Genomic DNA, 26,268 nt, shown 5'->3' with positions numbered 1-26,268 from the left:
GGCTACCATTTTCTTATCTGTGTATCCATCCAATTTAAACGTTGCAAAAAGTACTTTTTCAAACGTAAAATTGCTTCGCTACTTTTTAAATTTTTATCATGATTGCGTCCGCCATTACTTTTTTCAGATGCAGTTAAACCCCAGATGCCCATAGTTTCTGCTTCGCCAACGTCGATCCAGTTTTGATCCAAAGATTCGGATATTTTAGCAAGTTCTTGATCAATAAAAGCTGGGATTCCATTTAAAAAAGCGCCATATAATGTCTCCCAGCGCTCCTTGACTTTCTTTCTAAATTTCGGATCCCGAAATAATTGTTTATAATAAAGTGCTCTATATTCTAATGTTGTGTATTCTGATGAGGTTGGTATGTAATCGGCATGCAGCCAGGACTGTGACCCTAAGAAAGTAGTTTGGTCAAAATCCCATAATGGGCCTATACACAACTTTTTGTTGATTCCTTTATATAGGTAAACGCTTCCAGGAAGACGACTATCTCTATTTTCGGTAAGTTCCTGGACTATCCAATAATTAATGAACGAGTTGATATCGATCAATTTGCCATATTCACTACTATCAGGAATGCCCGCTAGCTCTGCATTTTCTTGATAGAATTGTGTGTTTTTTGGCCAACTCGGATAAATTACTTTCTCGAGCTGATTGAAGTAATCGTTTATGTAATTCATTTGAAGATCATTGGCATCTTCGGGTTCTTTGACAATGATCGGAAGTTGAGAAATCGCTGGTCTAAAGTAGCGAGTTTCACCGTTTGAATAATAACGATCTACTTCCAATAACCAGCCCCCAGTAATCCTCTCGGGATTGCTTTCTTTGTTATCAACTTCTTCAATAGCTATCCTTTTAGCGTCAATCTTGATCTGTTCTGTTAGTAAGTAATTCCCCAAAAATCTTCCGTTTAATATAACCTCTACATATTTTGAATCTGGTGTCCAGGCTAGGCCTGCTTTTTTTCCCAACTCAAAGGCAATGCGATTTCGCAAACTTGTTTTGTCAGCATAGTTTGCTAGTAATACCCATCTTTTATGGGCATTCATTCCCATAAATGGACCCACCGCTTTATCTTGAAGTTTAAGTGCATAAGGTTTTTTGGGGAATCCCCATGTACTGTTACCACGGCCTCGAATTTCAGTTACGCCGGCCGACGAATGGATGCTAGTATGACCTTGAGGGTCAAGTTTGAATTTACCCTTGCTCCAAATTTCTTTGCTTGTAATATCTTTATTATCATCTGTTGTCAAAATTAGTAAGGGTAAGCTTGATGGCTTTTCTGCATTCCTAATTTTGATTTGAATCTCTTTGTAACTGTTATCTTTAGCAAAGAACTTAAAATTAATTGGCTTTAAGAAGTTATTTTTAGTTTCACCACTCACCTGAACAGCTTCTTCTACCATTACTTTGACTGCATTTGACTGCCAAGACGCCACTAGACCTGAAAGATCGGCCTGATAATAATTAATTTGCTGATCTCCTAAAAACTGTCCATCTTTAAAATAAGAAATTGGAATATGGATATTCTCATTATGGTCTGGCAGTAAATCGAATTTTGAGATGTTAATATCGCTAGCTGTCTTCGCCAAATTTTTACCCAGCTGCCTGATGTTTAGGGTTTGTTCTTCGCGATCAGACTTTACAGTCACAGCAAAATTTCTGTCCTCTTCATTATTTTCCGCTACTGTAAGGAGAACCGTTGCTTCCTCGCCTTTACTTCCTGATAGTGTATTTGCTTTTAAAGCTGTGCTGGAGAGCGAAATTGTCCAAGGATAATTTGATTTTATAGTGAAAGACACATTTTCTTCGTTAAATCCTATTTCCAGACGTTTAGTTGAAAGCGTTAAATTTGCAGGGGGATGATATAAATCTTTGTTTTTCACGCAGCCGAAAAAAAGACTTAATACAAAAATATAAATGAGAAAAAATAAACTTTTCATGTAGTGTTTTTAATATCTGGCTAAATAAACGAATGTGATTTTTCGTTTTTTCAAACATAATAAAAAGAAACCAATTTCTTGTATTCATATTCTTTTCGTATTTTCCAGTCCAGCATCAAAAGTATTTAAAAACAGTCGAACGTGAAGGTCCCAGTGAAAGATAAATCGTATAAGGTACTTTTTTTAGTATTCCATGGTTTTAGCGAACATAATGGTATAAGTAAAAAAATATGGGGTCAAATTAATGGCTTGAAATTTATCGGTGTGGATGTTATACTATGTTATTACAGTGTAGAGGCTGACGGTTCGCGCGTATGGAAGGTTGGAAACGAGATTCTTGTGGATTTCGGTAGAGGGCCAATAGCCAAAATACGTAAACGGATAGACTATCGGGCGATTTCAGAATACGTACAGAAAAATAAGTTCCAACTGATTTATATCCGGTCTGACCATAATGCCAATCCTTTCACATTAAACATGGTGAAGATGATGCGGCTTTCGGGCGCAAAAGTGTTAATGGAGATTCCGACTTATCCCTATGATCAGGAGTATGTCACCTTGCGCATGCGCCTCGAATTGGCGGTCGATCGTCTTTATCGTAAAAAGCTAGCAAAACAATTGGATGCTTTTGTCACTTTTTCTGATGCTCGAACAATTTTTGGGCAGCGAGCGATATCTATCTCCAATGGGATAGACTTCAGTGCCATTCCAGTTCGTAAACCGCAGGAAGGAGCAGAAAAACGAACGATCCATTTGCTGGGCGTTGCGGAAATACATTATTGGCATGGATTTGACCGGCTGGTTCGCGGGCTTGGTATTTATAAACAAAGTCACCCTGATTGCCAAATTATCTTTCACTTGGTGGGGCAATTTACCGGCGAACGTGAACGCTCATCTATTTTGGAACCGATAGCACAATTCAATCTTCAGCAACACGTCGTCTTACACGGTCCGCTTTGGGGAGAAGAATTGGATGCCATATTTAATCTGGCCAACTTTGCAATCGGTAGTTTAGGCCGTCATCGCAGTGGTATACAGGTCATAAAAACCTTAAAAAATAGAGAATATGCCGCGCGTGGAATTCCCTTTATCTATTCGGAATCTGACGCTGATTTTGACAGTAAACCTTATGTACTTAAAGCGAGTCCTGATGAATCCGCTATTGATATCACTAAAATACTGGAATTTTTAAAGAAGGAAAAATTTGACCCATCCTGTATTCGAAATAGTATTTTGGACTTATCATGGGCCGAACAGATGAATAAAGTGCTGCAAGCAATTTAATGTTTAATAAAATAATTGACGCTAGGATGGCTAAATGGTATACACAATATGCGAAGGTCTATGACCAAGAAGTGGGTTCTGTAGATAATGATGTTATCGAGAAGGTTCGGGCACAGATTCAGCTTTCTTCAAGTTCTGACCCAATTATAAGTATTGTGGTCATCGCTTATAATGAAGAAAAGAAGCTTTTGGCATGTCTCTGGTCTTTAGCAGAACAGCGTTGTCATTTGCCCATGGAATTAATTGTCGTTAACAATAATTCCACGGATCAAACGGAATCACTTTTAAAGCGACTTGGTGCGACTTATCACAATGAACTAAAGCAGGGGCCGGGCTTTGCTAGGCAATGTGGTCTTGATCAAGCACGGGGTAAATTTATGCTTTGCGTAGATGGAGACACCATGTATCCCCCAAGCTACGCTGAAATGCATGTGAAATTATTAGATAGGCCAGGTATATCAGCCACATGCAGTTTGTGGAGTTTCTTGCCCCAAGCTGGGCAGTCGAGAACTTTCCTTTGGTTTTATGAAGGACTTCGGGATATTTACCTGAACCTGCAATTTATAAAAAGGCCTGAATTATGCGTGCGGGGGATGGTTTTTTCCTTTAAGACCGAGCTGGGGCGAAAGGTTAATTTTCGGACAGATATAAAACGTGGGGAAGACGGGTCAATGGCTTTGGGACTTAAGGCCTATGGAAAGATTCATTTTATTAGAAGTTCAAAGGCGCGGGCGATGACGGGACAGAATACAATCTCTGCCGACGGATCTCTTGCGAATAGCTTTTTTGTTAGGTTGCGCAAAGCGATAACATCCATGGGTGGGCTATTTTCGGGAAAAAAGCATTACCAGGATGAGGAATCGAATAGGATTCAGTAAAAATAATTGTCTATTTTTGTCTAAATTCTATCCGCCTATGCTTCAATTTGTCTTCTGGACTTGTATATCCTTAGTGCTATATACCTATATCGGTTATGCTATCGTAATTTTTATATTGGCAAGGTTATTTCCATACCGTAATAGAATGAAGGAAGCGTATCAAAATAGTGACGAAAATAATCTTCCCTCATTGACTTTGTTTATTACAGCTTACAATGAGTCTGCAGTCATCCCAGAGAAAATGCTGAATTGCCTCGCACTAGATTATCCTGCAGATAAATTAAAAATTCTGTGGGTTATTGATGGAAGTACTGATCATAGTCATGAGTTGTTAAAACAGTATCCCATGGTCGAAATTATTAATTCGCCCTTAAGGAAAGGTAAGACAGCCGCCGTTAATCATGGTATGGAATATGTAAAGACTCCAATTGTGGTCTTTAGTGATGCGAATTGTTTACTTAACGCAGAGGCGTTGAAGATCATTGCAGGCCAATTTGATGATCCGACAATTGGCTGTGTCTCGGGTGAAAAAAGAGTGGCTTTTAGTGATGATGATACAGTTTCGTCGAAAGGGGAAGGAGCGTATTGGAAATATGAATCGCTACTAAAAGAATTAGACTTCAAATTTTATTCTGCTGTAGGAGCTGCAGGGGAACTCTTTGCCATACGGACAGTTCTTTTCGCTGTGATGGAAGAAGATACCTTGTTGGATGATTTTATGCTGTCAATGCGCATCGCACAAAATGGCTCCCGTATTGCATACACAGCGGATGCTTACGCAGTTGAATATGGTTCGCTGAATATGGAAGAGGAAGGAAAACGGAAAAGGCGTATCGCTGCTGGAGGATGGCAATCGATTGGGCGATTACTGCCCCTATTAAACGGATATAAATTTGGGAAGCTGACTTTTCAATATATCTCACATCGTGTGTTGCGTTGGTCTGTTACACCTTTTGCCCTATTCGCTCTTTTACCTTTGTCAGCAGTTCTTGGATATTGGAGCTCATCATTGCTAAATGTGTTTAATGTCATTTTCTGGCTCCAATGCCTTTTCTATATTTGTGCTCTTTTGGGTTATGCGACGAAGGATGATCCGAATAGTTACAAAGTATTTTATATTCCATACTACTTTCTGTTTATGAACATGAATGTGATACGGGGTATCTACTACTTATTTAATAGAGGATTTATCGGTGGATGGGAAAAATCTCAAAGGAAATAGTTTTAAAAATATGATGGAGAAAAAAATATTACATGATTTAGGATACCTAGAGAAAGTATTGAAGATAACCTGCGATACATTGTTATTAATCAATAATGATAATATCTGTGTGGACGCGATTATGAAAACAAATAATCCCATTCTAAATCCTAATATTGATGTAATCGGTCAAGATATTTTGGCGCTATTTCCCCAGCCAACATCGACTCTGATTAAGCGGGAACTTGCCTTTTGCCGTCATAAAGGAGAGACATCGAATCAAAACTACGACCTGCCCACAGATGAACAAATGTACTATTTTAAGTTCATCATTCATAAATTTGACGAGGAACATCTGCTTTGCCAATATCGGGATATTACGCAACGCAGTAACATGAAGTACCGCCTTAGATCGGTATTGACTGCACAACTTGAGGTTGGAAAAGTGGCTATGATCGGTCATTGGACTTATGATCTACAACAACGAGAATTTACATTCAATGGCTATTCGAATCTACGAAAAAGAAATCTGGAAAATCCTGAAACAATATCTTTGCAAGAGCTGCTCTCGCACGTTCACCCAGATGACCGAAACGAGATGTATAACTTTTTGCATAATGAAGCAATTGAACATAAAACCCTCGAATATCGTATAAATCAGGCCGATGCTCCCATTACCTATGTCCGGGCAACAAAATATGCCAAACGCCTTGAAAACAATATTCATATTATACATGGTTTTTCCCAAAATGTAAGCGATTTTATTAAGAATCGAAATGAACTTGAAATGGTGCTTGCTGTTGTTGACAAAGCACCCTACAGTATTTTTGCTTGTCATAAAAATGGGACAATGGCTTTTGCAAATAAGGCATGCCGACAGCAAAACGGTCTGAACGAACAGGAAGATATTACTGGCTTAAAAATCTTTGAATGCCTGCGGGAGTTCACAACGGAAGAAGCTTGGGACCTATCGGTGCAAAAAATAATTTCTGCTTCGGGTTATTATCAATATCGTTGTGATACGCTGTATCCGGAATTGGATATTATTGGCTCAGAATGTAGTTCTTTAATGATTAAAAACGGTAATGGCGAAGATATTGTATGGACCATCAAGCGGGATATCTCGGATCAGCTTCGTTACGAAGAGCAGCTGTTGCGTTCAAAAGAAGCGGCTGAGGAATCTGAGCGCTTAAAATCGGCCTTTATTTCCAATATGAATCACGAAATTCGAACTCCACTCAGTGCAATCATGGGATTTGGAAGTATTATAGCCGATACGCCAGATCCTGAGCTGCGAAAGGAGTATGGTGAGCTCCTCAATGCAAATAGCAATCAGCTGCTACGGTTGATAACGGATGTACTGGAAATGTCGCAGATGGATGCGGGTAAAGTAAGATTAAAGAATTCGGATGTTTCCCTTAAAGGAATACTGAATGAATTATCATTAAGTTTTCTACCAAATGATGAGCAACCAGCGATAATTTTTGACATTCCCGAAAGGGAATTAGTGGCTTGGCTGGATCGTGGGCGAGTCATTCAGGTTCTTGTCAATTTAATTAATAACAGCTTAAAGTTTACACCACCGGATGGTGTTATACATGTTGGTTATTGTTTAAAAGAAGATCATATAGAGTTTTATGTAAAAGACAACGGTATCGGTATTGCTAAAGAAAAGCAGGATTCTATTTTTAAGCGATTTTATAAGATCAATCCCCTCGATAAGGGCACTGGCCTAGGGTTGGCCATTTGTAAAGGAATTATCGAGCAGATGAATGGAAAGATAACTGTAGCGTCGGAATTAGGAAAAGGCACTACTTTTGTTATAATTTTGCCTATTGGCAAGCAAGTTTAAATTTTGCTATATGGCAGAAGAACTAGCGTATAAACCGATCAAGATCTCGGTATTATTGATGAGATGCATTGTTGTATTGGTCGCACTCGTCACTTCGTTTTCGTTTTTGGGCTTGTATATCCCGCCACAGAAGACCGTTTTCTTTCAATGGGTCGGTGTGTTATTGCCTGCCCTCTTATGCTGTAATCTCGTGTTTTTAATTATTGGATTGTATAAACATAGTTGGTATAGTATTTGCCCATTAATAGCGATATTGGCCAACTTTCATTATTTTACAAAAATCGTTCAAAACAATCCTGAACGATCGGAGGAAATAACGGATATACGTGTAGCGACGTATAATGTTCGTGAGTTTAAAATGGTTTATAATCTATCATCTATGGATCAGATCGCAGCTTATATCGATGCACAACATATAAATACACTCTGTTTACAAGAAGTTCCAGCTAATTGTACCCTGGCGGAACTGAAGCGTACGTTTGGTCAGTTTCAGTATTTCATCATGACAGGAAATAATTCAGGGCACAGTCAACTTGCTATTTTAAGTAGATTTCCGTTAGACTCGGTACAGACCATTTCGTTTGATGAACGCCCTAACTGTGCGATCTTTGCAGATCTATCTTATAAGAAACATAAAATTCGGATCGGCAACTGCCATCTGCAGACAACAAACTGGAATCAGGTCAAAGGAGATCTAATTCCTGCGGAAAACGGAAGTGCAAATTGGCTGGGTGCTCTCAATACCTTATCAAGAAATTTTAGATTAAGAGGCCCTCAGGCAGATCATCTAAAAAGCGTGATGGATAAATCCCCTTTTCCGATGCTTATGTGCGGAGATTTCAACAATAGCCCCAATTCATATAGTTATCATAAAATTAAAGGAAATTTGAAGGATGCGTTTCGCGAAGCAGGTAATGGGTATGGATATACTTACAGTAATTTAATGAAGCTGTTTCGCATAGATTTTGTCTTCTTTTCTGGAGACGTATTACAAGCTATAAATTACAGAACAGGAAATATTGACTACAGTGATCATCTTCCTGTATTGGTTGATTTTAAAATAAATTGATGTTAGATAACATTTTTGCTACGATCTAAGTAATTATTCTTGTAATATTGATTTATAAATTTTAATGTCCACACAAGCTATTAATTATCTATGGAAATCGATTATTCAATGTATAATATACTCATAGTAGAGGATTCTGAGCTTAATCTTTTTGTTTTAAAAGAGATCTTAGAACGCGAGCATTTCAACGTTTTCTCCGCTTCTGGTGCCAGAGGGGCTTTTGAAAATTTGCAAAAGCATAGAGTAGATCTTATTTTAATGGACGTCATGATGGGGGAGACGAACGGGTTTGATCTCACTAAGCAATTAAAAGCCTTGGATCAATATAAGCATATTCCTGTGCTTTTTATTACCAACCTAAAATCTCCGGATGATGTCGTGCGGGGATTTGACAGTGGCGGTGTAGATTATATTCCAAAGCCTTTTAATAAAAAGGAATTGCTTCAACGCATTAAACATCAGATCAACCTTATTGAATCGGGGAATACAATTGCTAAGCAGACGGCGCAACTGCAGGAAGCAATACTAAATCGGGACAGAATGTATGCTATTCTGGCACATGATCTACGAAGTCCGATTTCTTCACTCAAAATGATCTTAAATATTTTGACCATGAGTCCTGAGGGCAGTAGTATTGGATATGACAATATGGTCAATACAGGTAATGATATTGCCGAGCAGCTTTTTAGTGTCTTGGACAATTTGCTCAAATGGACGAAAAATAGCCTGGGCGTGTTAAGTTATATGCCTCAGGAAATCGAGTTTGATGAAATGATTACAGGTGTGGTGGAAACACTTCAACCCACAGCTAAATTGAAAAAAATCGAAATACAATTAATATTACAGCCAGGTTTGCAGATCTTATTTGATGCAGATATCATGAAAAGTATGTTAAGAAATCTTTTAATTAATGCTGTGAAGTTTAGCCACGAAGGTTCCCTGATCAAGCTTAATTTGTCTCGCCACGGGAATGATGCTATGGTCGAAATTATCGATACGGGGGTAGGAATGAGTATGGAAGCACAGCGTCAGCTATTGGATCAAATGAAGGAGGAGAGTGAGATTACTCCTATGCGTGAGAAAGGTAAAGGCTTAGGTTTGTGGGTAGTTTATCATTTTATTCAGCGTGGGGGTGGAGCATTCTTTTTTGAGTCAAAAGAAAATGTCGGCTCCCGTTTCGGCTTTCGTATTCCGCTAATGGACGCAACATCTAATCGATAGAACCTCGAAATTATAAATTGATATATGTATAACTTAAAAAAGAGAATTCTGGTTTCGGGTGGAGCTGGATTTATAGGTTCCCATCTTTGTGAACGTTTATTGAACGATGGGAATGAAGTGGCCTGTATAGACAATTTTTTTACAGGGGATAAATCGAATATTGTTCATCTGTTGCAGAATCCCTATTTTGAGCTTGTGCGGCACGACGTGACGGAGCCTTTTTTGGCTGAGGTCGATGAAATATATAATCTGGCCTGTCCGGCAAGTCCCGTTCATTATCAGTATAATCCGATTAAAACCATTAAAACATCGGTTATGGGGGCTATCAACATGCTTGGTCTCGCGAAGCGGGTGAATGCTCGTATTCTACAGGCTTCTACTAGTGAAGTTTATGGCGACCCACAGGTTCATCCGCAGCAAGAAAGCTATTGGGGAAATGTAAATCCTGTCGGTATTCGATCCTGCTATGATGAGGGAAAGCGTTGTGCTGAAACGCTCTTTATGGATTATCATCGCCAACATCATATTGCGATAAAGATTGTTCGCATATTTAACACTTACGGTCCACGTATGCATCCCCGGGATGGGAGGGTAGTTTCAAATTTTATTATGCAAGCTTTACAGCATAAGGATATTACCATTTACGGTGATGGCAATCAGACTCGTAGTTTTCAATATGTAGATGATTTGGTGGAAGGAATGATCCGTATGATGGCTACAGAAAAGTCTTTTATTGGCCCCCTCAATATCGGTAATCCCAATGAATTTACTATTTTGCAATTGGCGGAGCAGGTTATCTTGCAGACCGGATCACAATCAAAGATTAAATTTTTGCCTTTACCCCAAGACGATCCGCAGCAAAGGAAGCCAGATATTGAGCTAGCTAAGAAAAGCTTGGACTGGAATCCTACAGTTCAACTGGAAGAAGGGCTCTCCAAGACAATAGCGTATTTTAAAACCTTTTTATAAGGCAGGCGCGTCTTTCATTTATCGCTTATCCAGCAATGACTTGGGCTTTATGTTGATTGATATGATCAAGAAGTGTTTCATTTAAAATGGGCGAAGTTTTCAGCATCTCACGGATAGGGTATTTTTCGACGATATTTTTCAGCGCGTCAAGATGACGTTGATGATGGAGGTTGTTTTCTGTAAAATCATAAATATTCTGAATAGCGGCATTAGATTATAGGCTATCTTGGAGAATATTAAGGCAGCTTCTGTTGCATAAAATGCTTTCAGGCTAACGCTCTCTGCTCCAAAATAGCCCTGAGCCAAAAGTTAACAACCATTTTTACCTCATTTACGCAAGCGATAATAACGCTTATACGCATCTTGACCCGGTGTTTCTTCCAATCGAAAATTTGACCAAGAGCCCTATCTGAACGTGTAATCTCCGTATGAAGAAAACGGTTTGCCCCAAGGAGTAATCTCTTGATTAGTAAATGATAACTCGAATTTCATAGCTCTCTTTTTTCTACTGCTACGCAGTTGGATTCTAATGCTCTAAATTAACCATTTTTTTCTATGGTGTAATCTTTGTTAAACGATGCATGGCTAGTTTTGTTTCAGTAAAGCAGTAAAATAAAGAAAACTAAATAAAATGAACTTCAAGAATGTAAAACCACGCTGGAAAAACAGGGAAGATAATTGATTATATTTACTGCCAAATGTCAGAGTCAAAAAGAATCTACCAAATTGATCTATTTCGCTTTATCGCGTCAACTGCAGTGGTATTGTATCATTATCTGTATCGGGGATATGCGGCTGGGAATATGTCTCTTTTACGGTTTGAGGGAGTTGGTGAATATGTTAAATATGGCTATCTAGGTGTTGATCTATTTTTTATCATCAGTGGTTTTGTAATTGCCTTTTCCATGAAGCATCTTTCGCTGCGTAAATTCTGCTACTCCCGCTTTAAGCGTCTATATCCGATGTATTGGATCTGCCTGATGATGACTTTTGTGGTGACCTATTTTTGGGGAGCCCCACGTTATCATGTTACATGTGTACAGCTATTGGCCAATTTGACCATGGTGCAAAAACTGTTGGGACAAGGAGATGTTGATGGCGCCTATTGGTCGCTCTATGTGGAGCTGAAATTCTACCTGATAATAGCGTTATTCTTGATCCTGAACCGCTTTATAAAAATACGCTTGGATTACCTCGTTTATTTTTGGCTGCTATTGTCCAGTCTACGCTTTTTTGTTGGTCCATCGGAAATTTATGATGCACTTCACGAATTCTTCTTATTGGATTGGAGTGCCTACTTTATTGCGGGAATTATATTTTGCCAGATTTTTTTGCATGGGCCAAAAATGCAGTATGTTGTCGCCTTACCCTGGTGCCTGTACATTTCCATCGATGCTGCCGTAGGCCGTATTCATTGGCTGGAGCGTACTTTTCACAGTGGCTTTTCTCCTTATATTATTGGAGCTTCCATCGTTGTATTTTACCTGCTTATGTTACTGGTTTCCTGTAAAAAACTCCAGGCGATCAATTCGCCCATATTTGTTAAAATTGGCATGTTGACCTACCCGCTTTATTTGGTTCATCAGCATATAGGTTTTATTATTTTTAATCATCTGTACATGTATCTGAACAAATATCTGCTTCTCTCTGCTGTGATCATCTTTATGCTCGCGATAGCTTATATCCTGAGTGATCGGATTGAACCAAGGATCATGAAGTTGTTTAAATCATAAAAGGTCCGAAGGTAATTATTACCCCCGAACCTTTTTGTTTTTCATAGGAGATGTTTTCGGTAAGAAGCAGCCAAGTTCACCGTTCTCCCCAAAGGTTTAATCAACACGACAGATCTTCTAAGATTGTAGCAAAAAGGGTCACTAGTTAAAATCTGGAGACTATAGGCTAAAATAAACCTATGTATAATGCGCTATTGTCATTAATTTTATAAATGTCAATTTAACAAGAATAAGAAAGCGCAAGCCATTTTTGAATGTAGGTTAGAGATGGGAAAACCCTGAGGGAAAGAGGATGGGGACACAACATTATGGCGAACTCAAAGATAGTGATATGAAAAGATACAAGATATATGTTGCAGCACTTTTTATACTTTTTATCAAAACGATAGATGTTGCTGTGGCGCAGGGGGGAGACCAAATATTGGATGGTATTGGTGAAACGGGTATGGTGGTACGCTATACCTTTAATGGTGATTTAAAGGACTGGTCACGGAACGGACTCCATGGCAAGTTTCAGGGCGAAAAAGCTTCATTTGTTGCAGATAAGCAATTCACCAAAGTATTGTCTCTTGCTGGCGGAAAGGATGATTTTATCGTATTGCCACCGCAGGCGCTCTCCGATTTGGAATCCATCAGCATAACAGGCTGGCTATACTTACATGCAGCTCAGCCGGAGCAATATTTCTTCGATTTCGGACAGGATATAGCCCGGCATTTTGCTGCAACAGCAACAGGAACGGATCTGAAAAAGGGATATCAGGGAATAATCTCCCAGAGGAAGGGCGAATCGAAAAATGCAGTTTCGCCGGCTGTCCCTTTAAACAGGTGGGTGCATCTGGCTATTGTGGTTGATATAGCTGCGGGTTCTATGCAGACGTATTTAGATGCTGTGCCAGTTGGAGAAGCTAAGGATATTCCACAGGAACTAAGCGCGGTTTTCGGACAAACGGGTAGCAAAAGGACGTTGTATATCGGAAAATCTTTGGTAGGTGGCAATTCGAGTTTAAATGCTTTGCTCCACGATTTTCGGATCTATCGTGTGCCGCTGAGCCGGAACCAGATCAGCACGGTATACGGAAATGCGCTGAAAGGTGTGCACGAAGACCGTAGTGCTAAAGGTAAAGCCGAGGACGATCTGCCTAGCTTTCCAATGAATAAAGCGCAGCTTTATAATGCGTATCTGACCAGTGTCAGTGATGTCAACGTAGAAACGGAGGTTGGTGAGCTACCCCGATTGCCGAGTTACGTCGTCGGGACTTACAAAGACGGTATGGTAGGGCCGAAAGTACGTGTGTTATGGCCCGCACCTACAGACAATAGTACCGTCCTGCAACAAACGGCCTACACCATTACCGGACGAGTTCCGGGGACTGATCTGAAACCCAAAGCAATCATCACCGTAAAAGGAAAGGCCAAAGCTAGCCTGCCCAGCCTGCAGCTGGCACCTTTTCACCTGGATCAAGTTTCTCTGAATACGGATGAAAAACATCAGCAGACCAAATTTATTGAAAATCGCGATAAATTCATTGATACATTGGCAAAATCGGATCCCAATTCATTCCTTTATATGTTTCGTCACGCGTTTGGGCAGAAGCAACCAGCAGGTGCGAAACCTTTGGAAGTGTGGGACAGTCAGGATATCAAACTGCGGGGTCATGCTACAGGACATTACCTGACGGCAATTGCACAGGCGTATGCGAGCACAGGGTATGATAAAGCGCTCCAGTCAAAATTTTTGGAGAAGATGGATACCATGGTCAACGTGCTTTATGCCTTGTCAAAGTTGTCGGGCGCGCCGAGGCAAGGGAAAGGAGCGGGGCAAGCCTATGTCGCAGATCCTGCCGCGGTACCTTATGGTCCCGGTAAATCGGCTTATGATTCTGACCTGAGTGACGAAGGAATCCGCACCGATTATTGGAACTGGGGGCTAGGTTTTATCAGCGCCTATCCCCCAGATCAGTTTATTATGCTCGAGCATGGTGCAAAATATGGCGGGCAGAAAAACCAAATTTGGGCTCCTTATTATACCCTGCATAAGATCTTGGCCGGCCTGTTGGATGTTTATGAGGTAAGTGAAAATAAAAAAGCATTGCAGATCGCGCAGGGAATGGGCAACTGGGTGTATACACGTTTAAATCAAGTCCCGACCGACACACTGATCAAAATGTGGAATACCTATATCGCCGGTGAATTTGGTGGGATGAATGAAGTGATGGCGAGGTTATACCGTATAACGGGTGAAGAGAACTATTTAAAAACCGCCCGTTTATTTGACAATATTGATATGTTCTACGGCAATGCAGCGCATGCACATGGACTGGCCAAAAATGTAGATACTTTTAGAGGGCTACATGCCAATCAGCATATTCCTCAAATTGTGGGCAGTATGGAACTATATCGGGTGTCCAATGAGCCTGAATATTATAAAATAGCAGACAACTTTTGGTATAAAGCCACCAACGATTATATGTATAGTATCGGTGGTGTGGCTGGGGCAAGAAATCCGGCTAATGCCGAATGTTTTATTAGCGAGCCGGCGACATTATATGAAAATGGATTTTCTGCAGGCGGGCAGAACGAAACCTGCGCAACCTATAACATGCTGAAATTGACAAGTGACCTGTTTATGTTCGATCAGCGCGCAGAGTTGATGGATTATTATGAACGTGGATTATACAATCATATCTTAGCTTCCGTTGCAGAAAATAGTCCAGCAAATACCTATCATGTGCCTTTACGCGCGGGATCTATCAAGCAGTTTGGAAATGCTGATATGAAAGGCTTTACCTGCTGCAACGGTACGGCTATTGAGAGCAGTACCAAATTGCAGAATACGATCTATTTTAAGAGCAAGGATGATCAGGAGCTATATGTCAATCTGTATATTCCTTCTACTTTACATTGGACGGAACGCGGAATCAGAGTCGAGCAACAAACAAGTTTCCCGAAAGCGGATCAAACATCGCTTAAGATAAAGGGGAATGGCAAATTTGAACTTCATGTGCGGGTGCCAAGCTGGGCAACAAAGGGATTTTTTGTTGCAATCAATGGTGTCGATCAAAAAATCAAGGCTGAGCCGGGAACTTACCTGACCTTAAACCGTAACTGGAAAGATGGGGATGTGATCAACCTTAAAATGCCATTTCAGTTTCATCTGGACCCGGTTATGGATCAGCCCAATATTGCCAGCCTATTTTATGGGCCGATCTTATTGGCAGCCCAGGAACCTGCAGCAAGAAAAGACTGGCGTAAAGTAACCTTAAACGCCAACGATATTGCGAAGTCGATTAAAGGGAATCCCGAAACATTGGAATTTTATATTGATGATGTGCTTTATAAACCGTTTTATGATACCTACGGACGTCATTCGGTTTACCTGGATGTCAGTTTAAAATAGGAGGCTAGCAGTATATTCCTAAATCTTTCCCAAATTCAAGGTATCTTTGTCAGAAACAATTGTGTGTTTGAATTGTCATTTAAAATTGGCATATCGTTGGTATTTACAAAGGTTCTCATTGCGTTAAAGAAGGTAAGATGAAAGTACTCCTAATTGAAGATGAAGAAGAGTTAAGGGAAATAGTCAAAGCGTCATTAATCAAAGAAGAATATACGGTAGAAACCGCCGGAGATTACCAGGCAGCACTTGAAAAGGTTGCGGTATATGACTACGATTGTATATTGCTCGACATTATGCTGCCTGGAGGAAATGGTCTGCAGATCCTCGATCAGCTCAAAAATGAAGGCAAGTCCGATAATGTAATTATTATCTCGGCAAAGGATTCTTTGGACGATAAGCTAAAGGGACTCGAGCTTGGAGCCGATGACTATTTGACAAAACCCTTTCACATTGCGGAGCTGACCGCACGGATTAAAGCTGTGCTGCGAAGGAAACAACGGGAAGGTAAGCATACGTTGGAAATGGGCAACATCGTGTTGGACCTCAATGAACGCTGCTTATTCATTAGGAAGGAGCCCGTACCGTTAAATCGGAAAGAGTTCGATATGCTCAACTACTTCTTATTGAACAAAAATAGACTGGTCAGCAAAAGTGCGCTGGCAGAACATGTCTGGGGCGATAATACGGACCAGGCGGATAATCTTGATTTCATCTATTCACAGATAAAAAACTTGCGCAAAAAATTCTTGGCTAGTCATGCTGATGTGGATTTTGGTGAATAGTTTCCAACAGAAATTTCCAAAAGCCAAAAAAGTAGATTGGGAATTGAAGGGGAATGTTTATGAAGCTGAGTTTGAAACGGATTTATTTGGCATTGACCAGGAAGTTTGGTTTCAGCATAACGGAAAACTTTTGCGGTATAAAACTGAAATCAACATAAGAGAACTACCAAAGAGTGTGCTGAACCGGGTGAAAAGAGATTTTCCGGGATATCGTATTGAAGACGCAAAAAAGATTACCGCCGAGCAGAAAGTGAGTTATGCGTTTGAAGTGAAAAGTCGAAAAGAGGAGTGGAAGCTGGTACTCGATTCAGAGGGAAATGTGCTTACGAAAGTAAGGGACTAGGCCGATATTTCTGTACAAATAAGAAAACCTTCATGATTTTACATGCACTCATAGCGGCGAAATCATGAAGGTTTTTTTGGTAAGTAGGCCGAGTTTATTGCGCTAACTAATCTTCTCCTTCCTCTGCGTGGAGTTCAAAAGATAGTTTTATGAGGTCTTGACCAGCAAACTTAGTGGCATAATCCGATAAGTTCCAGTCAGTACGGGTAACTTTTGCCTTTGTGCTGGCATCGTTAAACTTGCGAAGTACAAAGAATACATTTTTCTCGCCTTCATTGTCTTTTCCTGCCGTAAAATAAGTGATAATCCCTGTCGTCTCCGTTGCTCCGTTTACTGCAGTGCCATCACCGTAGTTCGTTTCTTTCGTTTGAAAGATTGCACCATTTCCTGTACTGCTATTCGGATTTAAAACGAAAGAACCACCCGTAAGGAATGCTTTGTAGTAATCTGCAGTTGCTTTATTGCTGATGTATTGGCCCTGGATTTCTTTTGAAGAAGCATCAAATTGTTTTAATTCAATTTTATAGATACCTGCGGGATTGAGGTGAGCATGTCCTCCAGCCAATGCTGTTCCCTTCTCATCAAAGCTGATAGCAATTGGCTCTACTTTTTCTTTGTCGGCAAGATCATGGAAATGGTCTCCATGGGCTTCGCCGGCTACTTCTGTAAATACAAGCTTATAAGCAACTTTGGCATCTGAACCTTGTATAGTCAACTGTGATTCAGCTGTAGTCGCATTTCCGGCTTTGTCGGTTACCGTAAAATTAAAATGATATGCCCCGGCGGGAGCATCAGCGGGAACATCAATATGTTCATGAAATGTCGCATTTTTCACGCCAATGTATTTTCCATCCGTATAGGCTTTTGTAAACTTATACTGACCGCCACCTTCTTGATGTACCTCAATTTCGATTTTAGCAATCAGTGCTTCGGCAACAATATCACCTTCAAGATGAAGATCTGATCCCGCTTGGACAGTTTTATTATTGCCACTGCCGATTTCAAGTGTGCCTATCTGGGGTTTTGCAAGTGCTGGAATTTCCTCGTTATCTTTCTTACAGGACGATAGGAAGCCTAAAAGAATTGTACTTAACAGGAAGAAGAAGCGAATGTTTCTAGTTTTCATGTAAAATGGATTTAATTAAATTGAGTTGATAAATATGTATGGTATTACTCGAGTATACGGATGCTGATTCCCTTCTGGCTGCTCCATCCCGCCAGGTCAGTCACCTGAATCATAAAATGATAATTACCCGGATCGATATCTGCTGGCACATCGATTTTTAATTCGGCATCATATTGCTGTGGCTGCCCCGGAATATTAACTGTCTTGACCAAAGTAAATGGCTTGACGGGTGTTTTTATCGCCTCAACCGTGCATTCACCGATTTCAGTGCTATGCGAATGATGGTCAAAATTATGGTGTACGTCGATGCTATAGCTCCCGAGCGCGACATTATCAGATAGCTTACTGCGGAAAGTAAAACTTGTGCCTCGTTTAATTGTGCTGCATTGTTTTGGGAAAGCCGTTTCCGAATCGATGGCGATGGTCGGTTTTTCGGTATCAATGCTTTCCTTATCTTTTTTACAGGCAACAGTCATGGCAAGTAACACTGTAATAAGTGTGTATTTTTGAAGTGTTTTCATCTATAAATTTTATTCATTTGTGTATGTGTTAAGCGATATTCATAAGCTTGCGATGCTCGTATATTGCTCAACGATTGTTTATAGGGAGCAAAGGGTTTAGTTTTAATAATCTTATGATCGGGACTGTTTTCCAAAGAGAACTCCAATGGATAGCATAAAATTCCTTCCCTGTTCAGGCAAAGAGATCAGCCGATAAAAGCTGGTATGATCCATATATTTCTTGTCAAAGAGATTTTGAACCTGTAAGCGTAATTGGAGGACAGATCCCGAAAACCGAAGTTGTGTTCCTGCCCGGAAGTTGAAGACCTGATAATCTGCTGTGGACTCTTCTGGTGGAACAACATGATACTGCGCTGCTGTCCATTTGCAATCGACGGAAAGGTAGGTCTCTTTAAAATGTTTGCTATTTTTTGCTGTCCAGCTGATGTCCATCAAAGCTGAAGGTGCCGGAGAGAAAGGAAGTGTATAGCCTTTCTTTGCGCCCGATAGTTGTTCCGATCGAACATATTCACCCAATAATTCTACTTTCCATTGTTTCAGAGGCTGATAGCTGAGCTTCAATTCTGCTCCATAACGGCGAACACGACTTTCCATATATTCAAAGATTTGATTGCCGGCGCCATAATATTGATCGTAGCTCGACGTGGGATTGAGGTAGATATAATTGGAAAAGTAATTAAAGAATGGTGTAAAGGCAACAAAGACTTTTCTAGGGCTCCAGGTCAATGATAAATCCAGTTGATAGGACTGTTCGGGAGACAATGATTGATTGCCTCTTTCATAACTGAAGTAGTGATAGTTGACACCATTGGCGGCAAGTTCCTGTGCAATGGGGGCCCTGAAACTCTTGCCGATATTGATTTTTGTTTCCAGATCGCCGAATTGATGTGCCGCTCCTATAGACCAAACCAGACTATTGAAACGGCGACTGAGCGCCGAAGCCCGGACTATTCTGCCCGACTGATTATCTTCCAGCTTTGATTCGAACCAATCCTGATAAGGTGATGTCTGAATATGGCTGTAATCGTAACGCAATGCCCCATATAGCATGGTTTCGTCCGCGAGTTTGTATTGATCATAGACGAATAGGCCCATTGCCTTTTGGCGAAAAGTGGGGATAAGGAAGCTCCAACCATCAATACGGTTATCCTGATACTCTCCATTTGCGCCAATGGTAAGTCGATGTGTGGCCAAATCAAATTGGTCTTTTACAGAGATACTATAGACCTGTTTGTCATATAACCTTTCCAAATTGATCGGGATAGTCATATCTTTTGGATAAACAGGTGGCATATAACCATGCGCGGTGTAATTGTTATATTCTTGCCGGTAATTTTTCTGATAGCCCAAGTCTATCCAAAGCTTGTGCTTATCCAGATCGATAAAGTTGCGGTTAATAAGTTTCAGGTGATTGACCGTCTGGCTTGGGAAACCAATGTCACGACTGGATTTGTCATAAAGTGCTGTATCTACGCCCCTTGGTTCCAAGCCGTGCGCATTGGCAAAGAAGCCTAGCTTTGTATGATAATTACTCAGGTAGAAAATCGAAGAAAAACGATCCGATAGATATCCGCCGCGTAGTTGAAAATGTGTCTCTCGTCCCGCAGTGTTGCGAACATGCCGATCTTTTAGGCGTACCGCATAATTGTAAACATAGACTGTATCTGTGGGGACACGGTAATCGCCATATTCCAGGTGCGTGAATCCTCCTCCAAATACCCAATTCCCTTTTCGGCCCTGTGCTTGTAGCGATCCGCCAAAAGTAGCGTTGTTTGACTTTGTTAATAGGGTAAACTGCCCCTTAAAACCTGTCTCCTGTAGTTCCGCTGGCGGTGATAGCCGAATGACACCGCCAATGGCATCTGAGCCATATAGAAATGAGCTGGCCCCCTTAAGTACCTCGGCACTCCCTACACTGAATTGATCGATTTCCAACCCATGATCCAATCCCCACTGCTGGCCTTCATGTTTAATACCGTTTTCTACCGTGGCCACACGATTAAATCCGAGCCCTCTAATCTGCGGTTTAGACTGATTAGCACCTATGCCTATGGCATTAACGCCGGGAAGTCTGCTTAATGTCTGCATTAAACTACCCGCCTGGTATTTTTGTATAGAGTCGGCAGTCAATATCTGGATCGATAATGCTCCTTCTGCTGCCCGATGGTAACGTCGCCCTCCAACTTTTACTTCTTCAAGCTCGATACTCTTCTCCTGTCCATAACATGGGAAAAATAGCTGTTGTGCTGCGATAAGTGAAAAAATGATATACCTATTCATCTATGTGGATTCGATTCGTAAAGCGTAATTCGTGCAATACATATGGTATTCCCATTAATATATTGCAATTAAGTTGCAACAAATATAGGTAAAAAGAAACAAAAAGCAACAATGTTGCATGATAAGGCTTGAAGAAACAAATCCCTGATTTCAGCGATAGTAATATTTTTCGGCTTCAATTATCTTTGATTTAGAGTGTTATGCATTGGTGAGTGATATTCATAATTAGAAAAAGGCACTGGTGAAATAGCGGTTGCTAGCGTAACCTAAACAGATTTTTGATGCACTAAAGCTTGTCCTATGGATGATGTGGTGTTGCTATTTTTACGAAAAATGAGGAAAAACAAATTATAAAATAGATCAATATGATTAAACAATTTATTACGGGCATGATGACCGCAGCGGTTCTGAGCCTGTCAAGTTGTAGTTCGGGAGAAAAAGATCCTGCAGCGTACAACAATTCAATTATTACCGTGATCAACAGTAGTGAAAAACATGTGACAGACATGAATGCCGCCATGAATGGCTCCGATTATTCTAAGGCTGAACAGGTGCGGGCAGATTGGGAGAAGTCTTTAAATGACGATATCAAAAAAGTAGAGGAACTTGGTGATTTCAAGGGTGATGCGACATTCCAAAAGGCGGTGCTCGATGGCCTGAACGGGTATAAAAAAATTGTTACGGAGGATTATCCAAAATTGATTGAGCTTCGAAAAAATAAGACACCCGATGCAGCTAAAGAATCCGCATTGCTTGATAATATTAATAAAGCATTTGAAAATATGAGTAATGGGGTCAATCAAGCATCCACAGCATTTGAAAGTAAATATAAAAGTTAATCTTTTTGCATAAACAATAAGCAATCAGTTAAGCCACATCAGCAAAAAATGATGTGGCTTTGTTTTTTGCAGTACAGCTGTTGTTGCTTGAGAAATACGGCTGTATTGACTGTATTATTAGGGATCGTTTTTAGGGATCTTAAAATCTTTGCACAGTATTGTAGGAATGCCCTAGCAAAACAAAATGCTAACAAACGTTAAAACTCCGAAGGCCGAACTTGAATTTCATATTTTTATGTAGCTTTACCTTACGTATAGTAGCGCATGCCATGGGATTTAAAAATAGTGCAAAACAAATGTTCAAATGAAAGCCATATCAATTTTAACTGCTGTGTTTTTTTCTTGCTTCGCCAGTATACTAATGACAGCTCGTGCACAGGAAGCCGCAAAAAAATTAGATTACTTGGTGCTTATGAACGCAGATACCCTTTACGGAAAAATCTCCTCCATCAAGGATCACAAACTCAAATTTGAAAATCAACAGAAAGAGAAGCTAACTTTTGCCCCCGGCCAGGTGTTTCGTGCTTACTGGGAATCTAAAAGAAAAGTTTATGCACCTTCTTATGTCGAAAATGGCTTGGAGCCCGTTCAGGGAACTTCTCCACAAGTATTTCAAATAGGTCGATATTATACGGAGGAGCCAACTTTTGCTGAAGTGTTGGTTGATGGAGAAATAATGGTTTATTATGTGTCTAATTTGAACTTTGGTGGTGGCGGAGGAATGATGTTTGGTACGGGTGGTGGCGGTACAATGTTGTCCATTGGAATCAGTAAGTCTAAATATGCTTATGCATTAAAAAAGTCAACCGGTGAAGTGATTGAAATAAGTAGCAATACGAACGAACTTTTTAGCAACAGCAAAAAAAAGCGGACAATTGCTTTAGGGCGTTTGATCAATGACGAACCGGAGTTGTTTGCTGAGTTTGAAAATGAGAAAAAGTATGATTATGATCTTTTTATAAAATACGTTATGCGCTATAATGAGCTTCAACTTTCAAAAATCTCGTCCGAGGAGAGAAAGCAACTAATTATTTATTGAGATTTTTTATTCACTGATACTGCATTTAAAACAATTTTATGATACTTACCATCTTTATTGTATTGACTATAGTTGCAGCCTATGGCTTTTGGTTGCTATTTGAAAAGGCAGGACGCAAAGGTTGGGAAGGAGTTGTTCCTGTCTATAGTCAGTTTATCCAATCGCGGATACTCGGCAAGAAGACCTGGCAGCTTATCCTCTTGCTTGTTCCGATCGTCAATGTTTTTATCTTTTATAATCTCTACCTCGATTTTATTCATTGTTTTGGGAAAAGAAGGTTTTGGGAAAATTGCGCTGTTGTGCTGGTTCCGTTTATCGTGCTACCACTTTGGGGCAGAGATAAAAATGTGCAATTTATGAATGGGCTATATGCCAAAAATCTGAAAGTAGCGCATGCCGAAGGTCGCCTGGCGACAAAGGAATCTGAACTGGAAATTGCGCATCAATCGTATATAGACTATAAGAAGAAATATCCCTATAAAAAATCGATGGTACGAGAATGGGCGGATGCGATTGTTTTTGCGACTGTCGCTGCAACCTTGATTCGTGGTTTTTTATTGGAGGCATTTATGATTCCTTCGGGGTCTATGCAACAGTCTCTCCTCATTGGAGATTATCTTTTTGTCAGTAAACTAAATTACGGGCCCCGTATTCCAAATACACCTATAGCGTTTCCTTTTGCACATCATACGATGCCATTAGTAGGAGGAAAAGCATTCTCCGAACTCATTAAAATTCCTTACAAACGATTGCCCGGATTTCAAGAAATAAAACGGAATGATGTGATCGTTTTTAATGCACCTGCCGGTGATACCGTTGCTGTCGAAAATCAAGACTCGCCCTATTATGACTTGGTGCGTAGCATGGGACGTGAAGCAGTACATCAACAATTTACAATTCAAACCCGTCCAGTGGATAAACGCGAACATTTAATTAAACGCTGTGTGGGAATGCCTGGGGATAAAATCAGCATGACAGAAGGAGTATTGTTTGTGAACGACCAACCAGGTTTTGTAGCCCCGGAAAGCCAGATGGATTATACCGTGATCACAGATGAGGCAGGTCTGGACGAACAGCGCCTGAGAGATATGGGAATAGAAGTCTCTGCTATTCAGCCCGGAGTTTATGTAATCTTTTTAACGAAAGATCAGGCAGCCATGGTGAAATCCTGGTCCAATGTCAAATCCATGCAAATGAACTTGCGTAAACCTGGGGAAGCCGAAGCAAATACCTTTCCGAACGACCCACAATACAAATGGAATTATGATAATTTCGGCCCCTTTGTTATTCCTCGAAAGGGGATGACTATTCCACTGAATGCACAGACCTTGCCACTCTATGAGCGAGCCATACGAGTGTATGAAAATAACCTGTTGGAAAAGAAAACGGATGGGCTTTATATCAATGGAAATCGAACAGATTCCTACACCTTTAAAATGGATTATTATTGGATGATGGGAGATAATAGGCACAACTCGCTCGATGCTAGGGATTGGGGATTTGTTCCTGAGGATCATATTGTCGGAAAAGCATTATTTACCTGGATGAGCTGGAACGCAAATGGCAATGGGCTTTCCAAAATACGGTGGAATAGAATTTTTAAAGGCATCCATTAGAAAAGAAAGCTTCTCGCCACCACTATTAATACCACCTAGATCTACCTGCACGGGAAATTGATTGATAATATAGTATTTTAATCCCGCTTTATAAATAAACGAATGTGTAGAATTCAATTCGATTTTTTGGCCATCAAAATCGAATACATATCTTTGACCAGTGAAACCTAATCCTGCTTTGACAGCTAGTTTATCTTGGAAAAAATAACCTGCTTCACCGCCTACAGACCAGAGCTGGGCGCCTTGTTGGAATAAAAGCTAAAGCCGGAAGTAGAAAGGCCGGTCAGTGGCGAGAGATTCGTTTCGACCATCCATTTTCCTTTAGAGATCGCTGTTGGAGTTTCTTGGGCCGATACAGTTTGCAAACCCAACAGGGTAAGCATTATAAAAAGACTCTTTTTGGGGGATTCTGTTTAAATAACGAATAAGAAGAGATTATTTTTATTTTTTAATACAACGAACTTGAACGGTTGCATTTTGATTGAGTGCTGCAATTTGTGTAAAGTATAACAACAATACCTTTTGTGGCTGATTTGTGGCTTATGTTTTTCTCGCGCGCTCATTGGCTATTTATGGTGCTAAAGCTGCTACAGGGGTAGTTGCCATTACCACCAAAAAAGGAACAGGCGATAAACCCGTGTTGACGGCGAATATCACCTGGAGAGTAGCTCCGCTAGTACGTAATCAACGTGCTTACGATGGCTCTGGTTTTCTGAAATGGCGAGCAGATGTGGGGCACGCTGGTGGTAAATACAATCCGGATGGCACATTAAGGCGGATTCCGACAGGTGATAGCGGATTGAATGCCCGTAATCCTTTTCTAAATATGACCTACAATGACCGGATGAACAAGCAGAATACCCTTTTTGCAAGTCTCTTCGCAAAAGTTAACTTGCCTTTTGGTATTACTTATCAGTTCAACTTTAGTCCCGGAATTGACGTAGGCCACGTACACCTGACACGTCCATTGTTTAATTTCCGTCAGCAGAATATGAATAAACCGAGAAGACAGCGTTCGGATTGGAGCTCCGATCGGATGATGGGAGAGCGTAATCCTGCCGTTCATCAACTGAATTTTATTAAAACAGCCTGCGAAGTGGCCAAATTGGATTTGACGGATTTCTTTGATAAATACGGATTCTTTTTTGTTGGTACCTTGGAATACGACGATTATGGAAAGTATACCTATACCATGACGCAGGAAATGGTTGATGCCTGTCGCCTGGCAATTAAAAACATGAACTTGCCCAAGCCTAAGGCTGATCTTACAGCATTAAGAGATTAGAGCATGTAAACTATAATAACGTCTGACGCTCCGAATCATCTAAATTGATTCGGAGCCTTTTGTTTGGTTGTTATGTTTTTTGAACTTAGTCGTTATTCTAAACGTGTTACAAGCTGAACGCTTTCTCTTGCTCATTTTCTTTGATCCCATAAACCCTCCAAAAATGCCTATATCATGGTGATTCTGGTTGAATGCTGGGACGCTTGTAGGGTTATTTACATAATGTTATGTTTATTCGCTTTTGTTTAGTTCTTCTTTAAGTTAGATTTTAATTAGTATTTAGTTAGCTTTTGGTTAGGATTTATTTAGCTATAACCTAAGCTATACCTAAACAAACCCTAAGTAAAGTAGTAAAAGAGTGTGATCATCTAATGGGTAATCCGGAGCGGTGTATGCTCTCATTCTTTTGCTGTGCTGCGGTATTCTTCTGTTGTTCTCTGTTCGGGTATGTTTGCGTTTTCCGATCTCCCTTTGCTATGCTGTGTCGGGGGAGCAGTAGACCCGGCAGGTGCATTTCAGCATGTTTTCGTTGCCCGATGCCGCTATCTGGCCAAATCTGGTGGCCGGATCAGCCATCCCAGCCTTCCGATCACCTGTTTTACAAAAAGAATGTCGCACCGTTACAGGTAGTTAAGGACAAAATGAAAATAATAAGAACAAAAGGCTTGGAAGTTTGTTAGTAAACTCCCTATCTTTGCACCACTCCGCAAGGGAGGGACGGTTACTTCGAAAGAAGGAACCATGAAAAAAAAGAAGAGTTTAAGGGAGTTTGGCAGGATTTAAAATCCCGCTGATTTTATTTTAAACGCGGAAATCGGAAAAAGAGAAAAGAAAAAAAAACTTCAGAAAGTTTTTGGAAGTTCAGAAAAGATTTCTACCTTTGCAGT

The 26,268-nt window shown here is 40.4% G+C and carries 19 protein-coding genes; 15 read left to right on the top strand and 4 right to left on the bottom strand.

The features are described from left to right. Window positions 1-2: 2 nt before the first annotated feature. Window positions 3-1,889 carry a CotH kinase family protein gene (locus B3E92_RS04750; RefSeq protein WP_286895592.1) on the bottom strand — a complete coding sequence of 629 codons (1,887 nt, stop codon included), beginning with the start codon at window positions 1,887-1,889 and terminating at the stop codon, window positions 3-5. 198 nt (window positions 1,890-2,087) lie between these two features. On the opposite strand from B3E92_RS04750, the gene B3E92_RS04745 reads away from it, so the two are divergent. From B3E92_RS04745 to B3E92_RS04695, 11 genes are all read left to right on the top strand, one after another. After that, window positions 2,088-3,230, top strand: coding sequence for a hypothetical protein (locus B3E92_RS04745; RefSeq protein ID WP_286766798.1), 1,143 nt, complete (start codon window positions 2,088-2,090; stop codon window positions 3,228-3,230). A 26-nt stretch (window positions 3,231-3,256) separates the two neighbouring features. After that, window positions 3,257-4,108 carry a glycosyltransferase family 2 protein gene (locus B3E92_RS04740; RefSeq protein ID WP_286766799.1) on the top strand — a complete coding sequence of 284 codons (852 nt, stop codon included), beginning with the start codon at window positions 3,257-3,259 and terminating at the stop codon, window positions 4,106-4,108. 145 nt (window positions 4,109-4,253) lie between these two features. After that, complete coding sequence (locus B3E92_RS04735; RefSeq protein ID WP_286895591.1) at window positions 4,254-5,330, top strand: glycosyltransferase family 2 protein; 1,077 nt, start codon at window positions 4,254-4,256, stop codon at window positions 5,328-5,330. Window positions 5,331-5,340: 10 nt separating this feature from the next. Continuing rightward, window positions 5,341-7,161, top strand: a complete 1,821-nt coding sequence (locus tag B3E92_RS04730) for a sensor histidine kinase (RefSeq protein ID WP_286895589.1) — start codon at window positions 5,341-5,343, stop codon at window positions 7,159-7,161. Between the two features lie 10 nt (window positions 7,162-7,171). Beyond that, a complete protein-coding gene (locus B3E92_RS04725) occupies window positions 7,172-8,230 on the top strand; it encodes an endonuclease/exonuclease/phosphatase family protein (protein ID WP_286895587.1) in 1,059 nt (352 codons plus the stop codon). 108 nt (window positions 8,231-8,338) lie between these two features. Then, on the top strand, window positions 8,339-9,451 hold the full coding sequence (locus B3E92_RS04720; protein ID WP_286895586.1) for a hybrid sensor histidine kinase/response regulator: 1,113 nt from the start codon (window positions 8,339-8,341) through the stop codon (window positions 9,449-9,451). Window positions 9,452-9,475: 24 nt separating this feature from the next. Beyond that, the gene (locus tag B3E92_RS04715) at window positions 9,476-10,420 is read left to right on the top strand and encodes a UDP-glucuronic acid decarboxylase family protein (RefSeq protein ID WP_286895585.1); all 945 of its coding nucleotides are present in this window, start codon (window positions 9,476-9,478) and stop codon (window positions 10,418-10,420) included. A gap of 698 nt (window positions 10,421-11,118) precedes the next feature. Then, window positions 11,119-12,153, top strand: coding sequence for an acyltransferase family protein (locus B3E92_RS04710; protein WP_286895583.1), 1,035 nt, complete (start codon window positions 11,119-11,121; stop codon window positions 12,151-12,153). A 292-nt stretch (window positions 12,154-12,445) separates the two neighbouring features. Then, window positions 12,446-15,550, top strand: coding sequence for a beta-L-arabinofuranosidase domain-containing protein (locus B3E92_RS04705; RefSeq protein ID WP_286895581.1), 3,105 nt, complete (start codon window positions 12,446-12,448; stop codon window positions 15,548-15,550). A gap of 137 nt (window positions 15,551-15,687) precedes the next feature. Further along, on the top strand, window positions 15,688-16,332 hold the full coding sequence (locus B3E92_RS04700; RefSeq protein ID WP_286895579.1) for a response regulator transcription factor: 645 nt from the start codon (window positions 15,688-15,690) through the stop codon (window positions 16,330-16,332). Next, window positions 16,307-16,675, top strand: coding sequence for a PepSY-like domain-containing protein (locus B3E92_RS04695; RefSeq protein ID WP_083296121.1), 369 nt, complete (start codon window positions 16,307-16,309; stop codon window positions 16,673-16,675). Before B3E92_RS04700 ends, B3E92_RS04695 begins: the two co-directional genes overlap by 26 nt. A gap of 106 nt (window positions 16,676-16,781) precedes the next feature. Here the strand turns inward: B3E92_RS04695 and B3E92_RS04690 are convergent, their stop codons facing one another. From B3E92_RS04690 to B3E92_RS04680, 3 genes are all read right to left on the bottom strand, one after another. Beyond that, window positions 16,782-17,801, bottom strand: a complete 1,020-nt coding sequence (locus B3E92_RS04690) for a DUF4625 domain-containing protein (RefSeq protein ID WP_286895577.1) — start codon at window positions 17,799-17,801, stop codon at window positions 16,782-16,784. A gap of 44 nt (window positions 17,802-17,845) precedes the next feature. Continuing rightward, the gene (locus B3E92_RS04685; RefSeq protein ID WP_115045816.1) at window positions 17,846-18,322 is read right to left on the bottom strand and encodes a DUF4625 domain-containing protein; all 477 of its coding nucleotides are present in this window, start codon (window positions 18,320-18,322) and stop codon (window positions 17,846-17,848) included. Between the two features lie 111 nt (window positions 18,323-18,433). Beyond that, window positions 18,434-20,602, bottom strand: a complete 2,169-nt coding sequence (locus tag B3E92_RS04680; protein ID WP_286895575.1) for a TonB-dependent receptor — start codon at window positions 20,600-20,602, stop codon at window positions 18,434-18,436. Window positions 20,603-20,967: 365 nt separating this feature from the next. Between B3E92_RS04680 and B3E92_RS04675 the strand changes: the two genes are divergently transcribed. From B3E92_RS04675 to B3E92_RS04660, 4 genes are all read left to right on the top strand, one after another. After that, on the top strand, window positions 20,968-21,441 hold the full coding sequence (locus B3E92_RS04675; protein ID WP_286727815.1) for an LIC11966 family surface protein: 474 nt from the start codon (window positions 20,968-20,970) through the stop codon (window positions 21,439-21,441). A 304-nt stretch (window positions 21,442-21,745) separates the two neighbouring features. Next, complete coding sequence (locus B3E92_RS04670; protein ID WP_286895574.1) at window positions 21,746-22,480, top strand: hypothetical protein; 735 nt, start codon at window positions 21,746-21,748, stop codon at window positions 22,478-22,480. Window positions 22,481-22,518: 38 nt separating this feature from the next. Then, entirely contained in the window at window positions 22,519-24,096 is a 1,578-nt protein-coding gene (gene lepB, locus B3E92_RS04665) for a signal peptidase I (protein WP_286895573.1), read from the top strand. Window positions 24,097-24,631: 535 nt separating this feature from the next. Beyond that, window positions 24,632-25,381: a hypothetical protein gene (locus tag B3E92_RS04660; RefSeq protein ID WP_286895571.1), complete on the top strand. Its 750-nt coding sequence runs from the start codon at window positions 24,632-24,634 to the stop codon at window positions 25,379-25,381. Window positions 25,382-26,268 lie beyond the last annotated feature (887 nt).

This window comes from Sphingobacterium sp. UBA6317 (genome assembly GCF_002440385.1).
Lineage (GTDB): Bacteria > Bacteroidota > Bacteroidia > Sphingobacteriales > Sphingobacteriaceae > Sphingobacterium > Sphingobacterium multivorum.
This window is presented reverse-complemented; position numbering and strand designations above follow the sequence as displayed.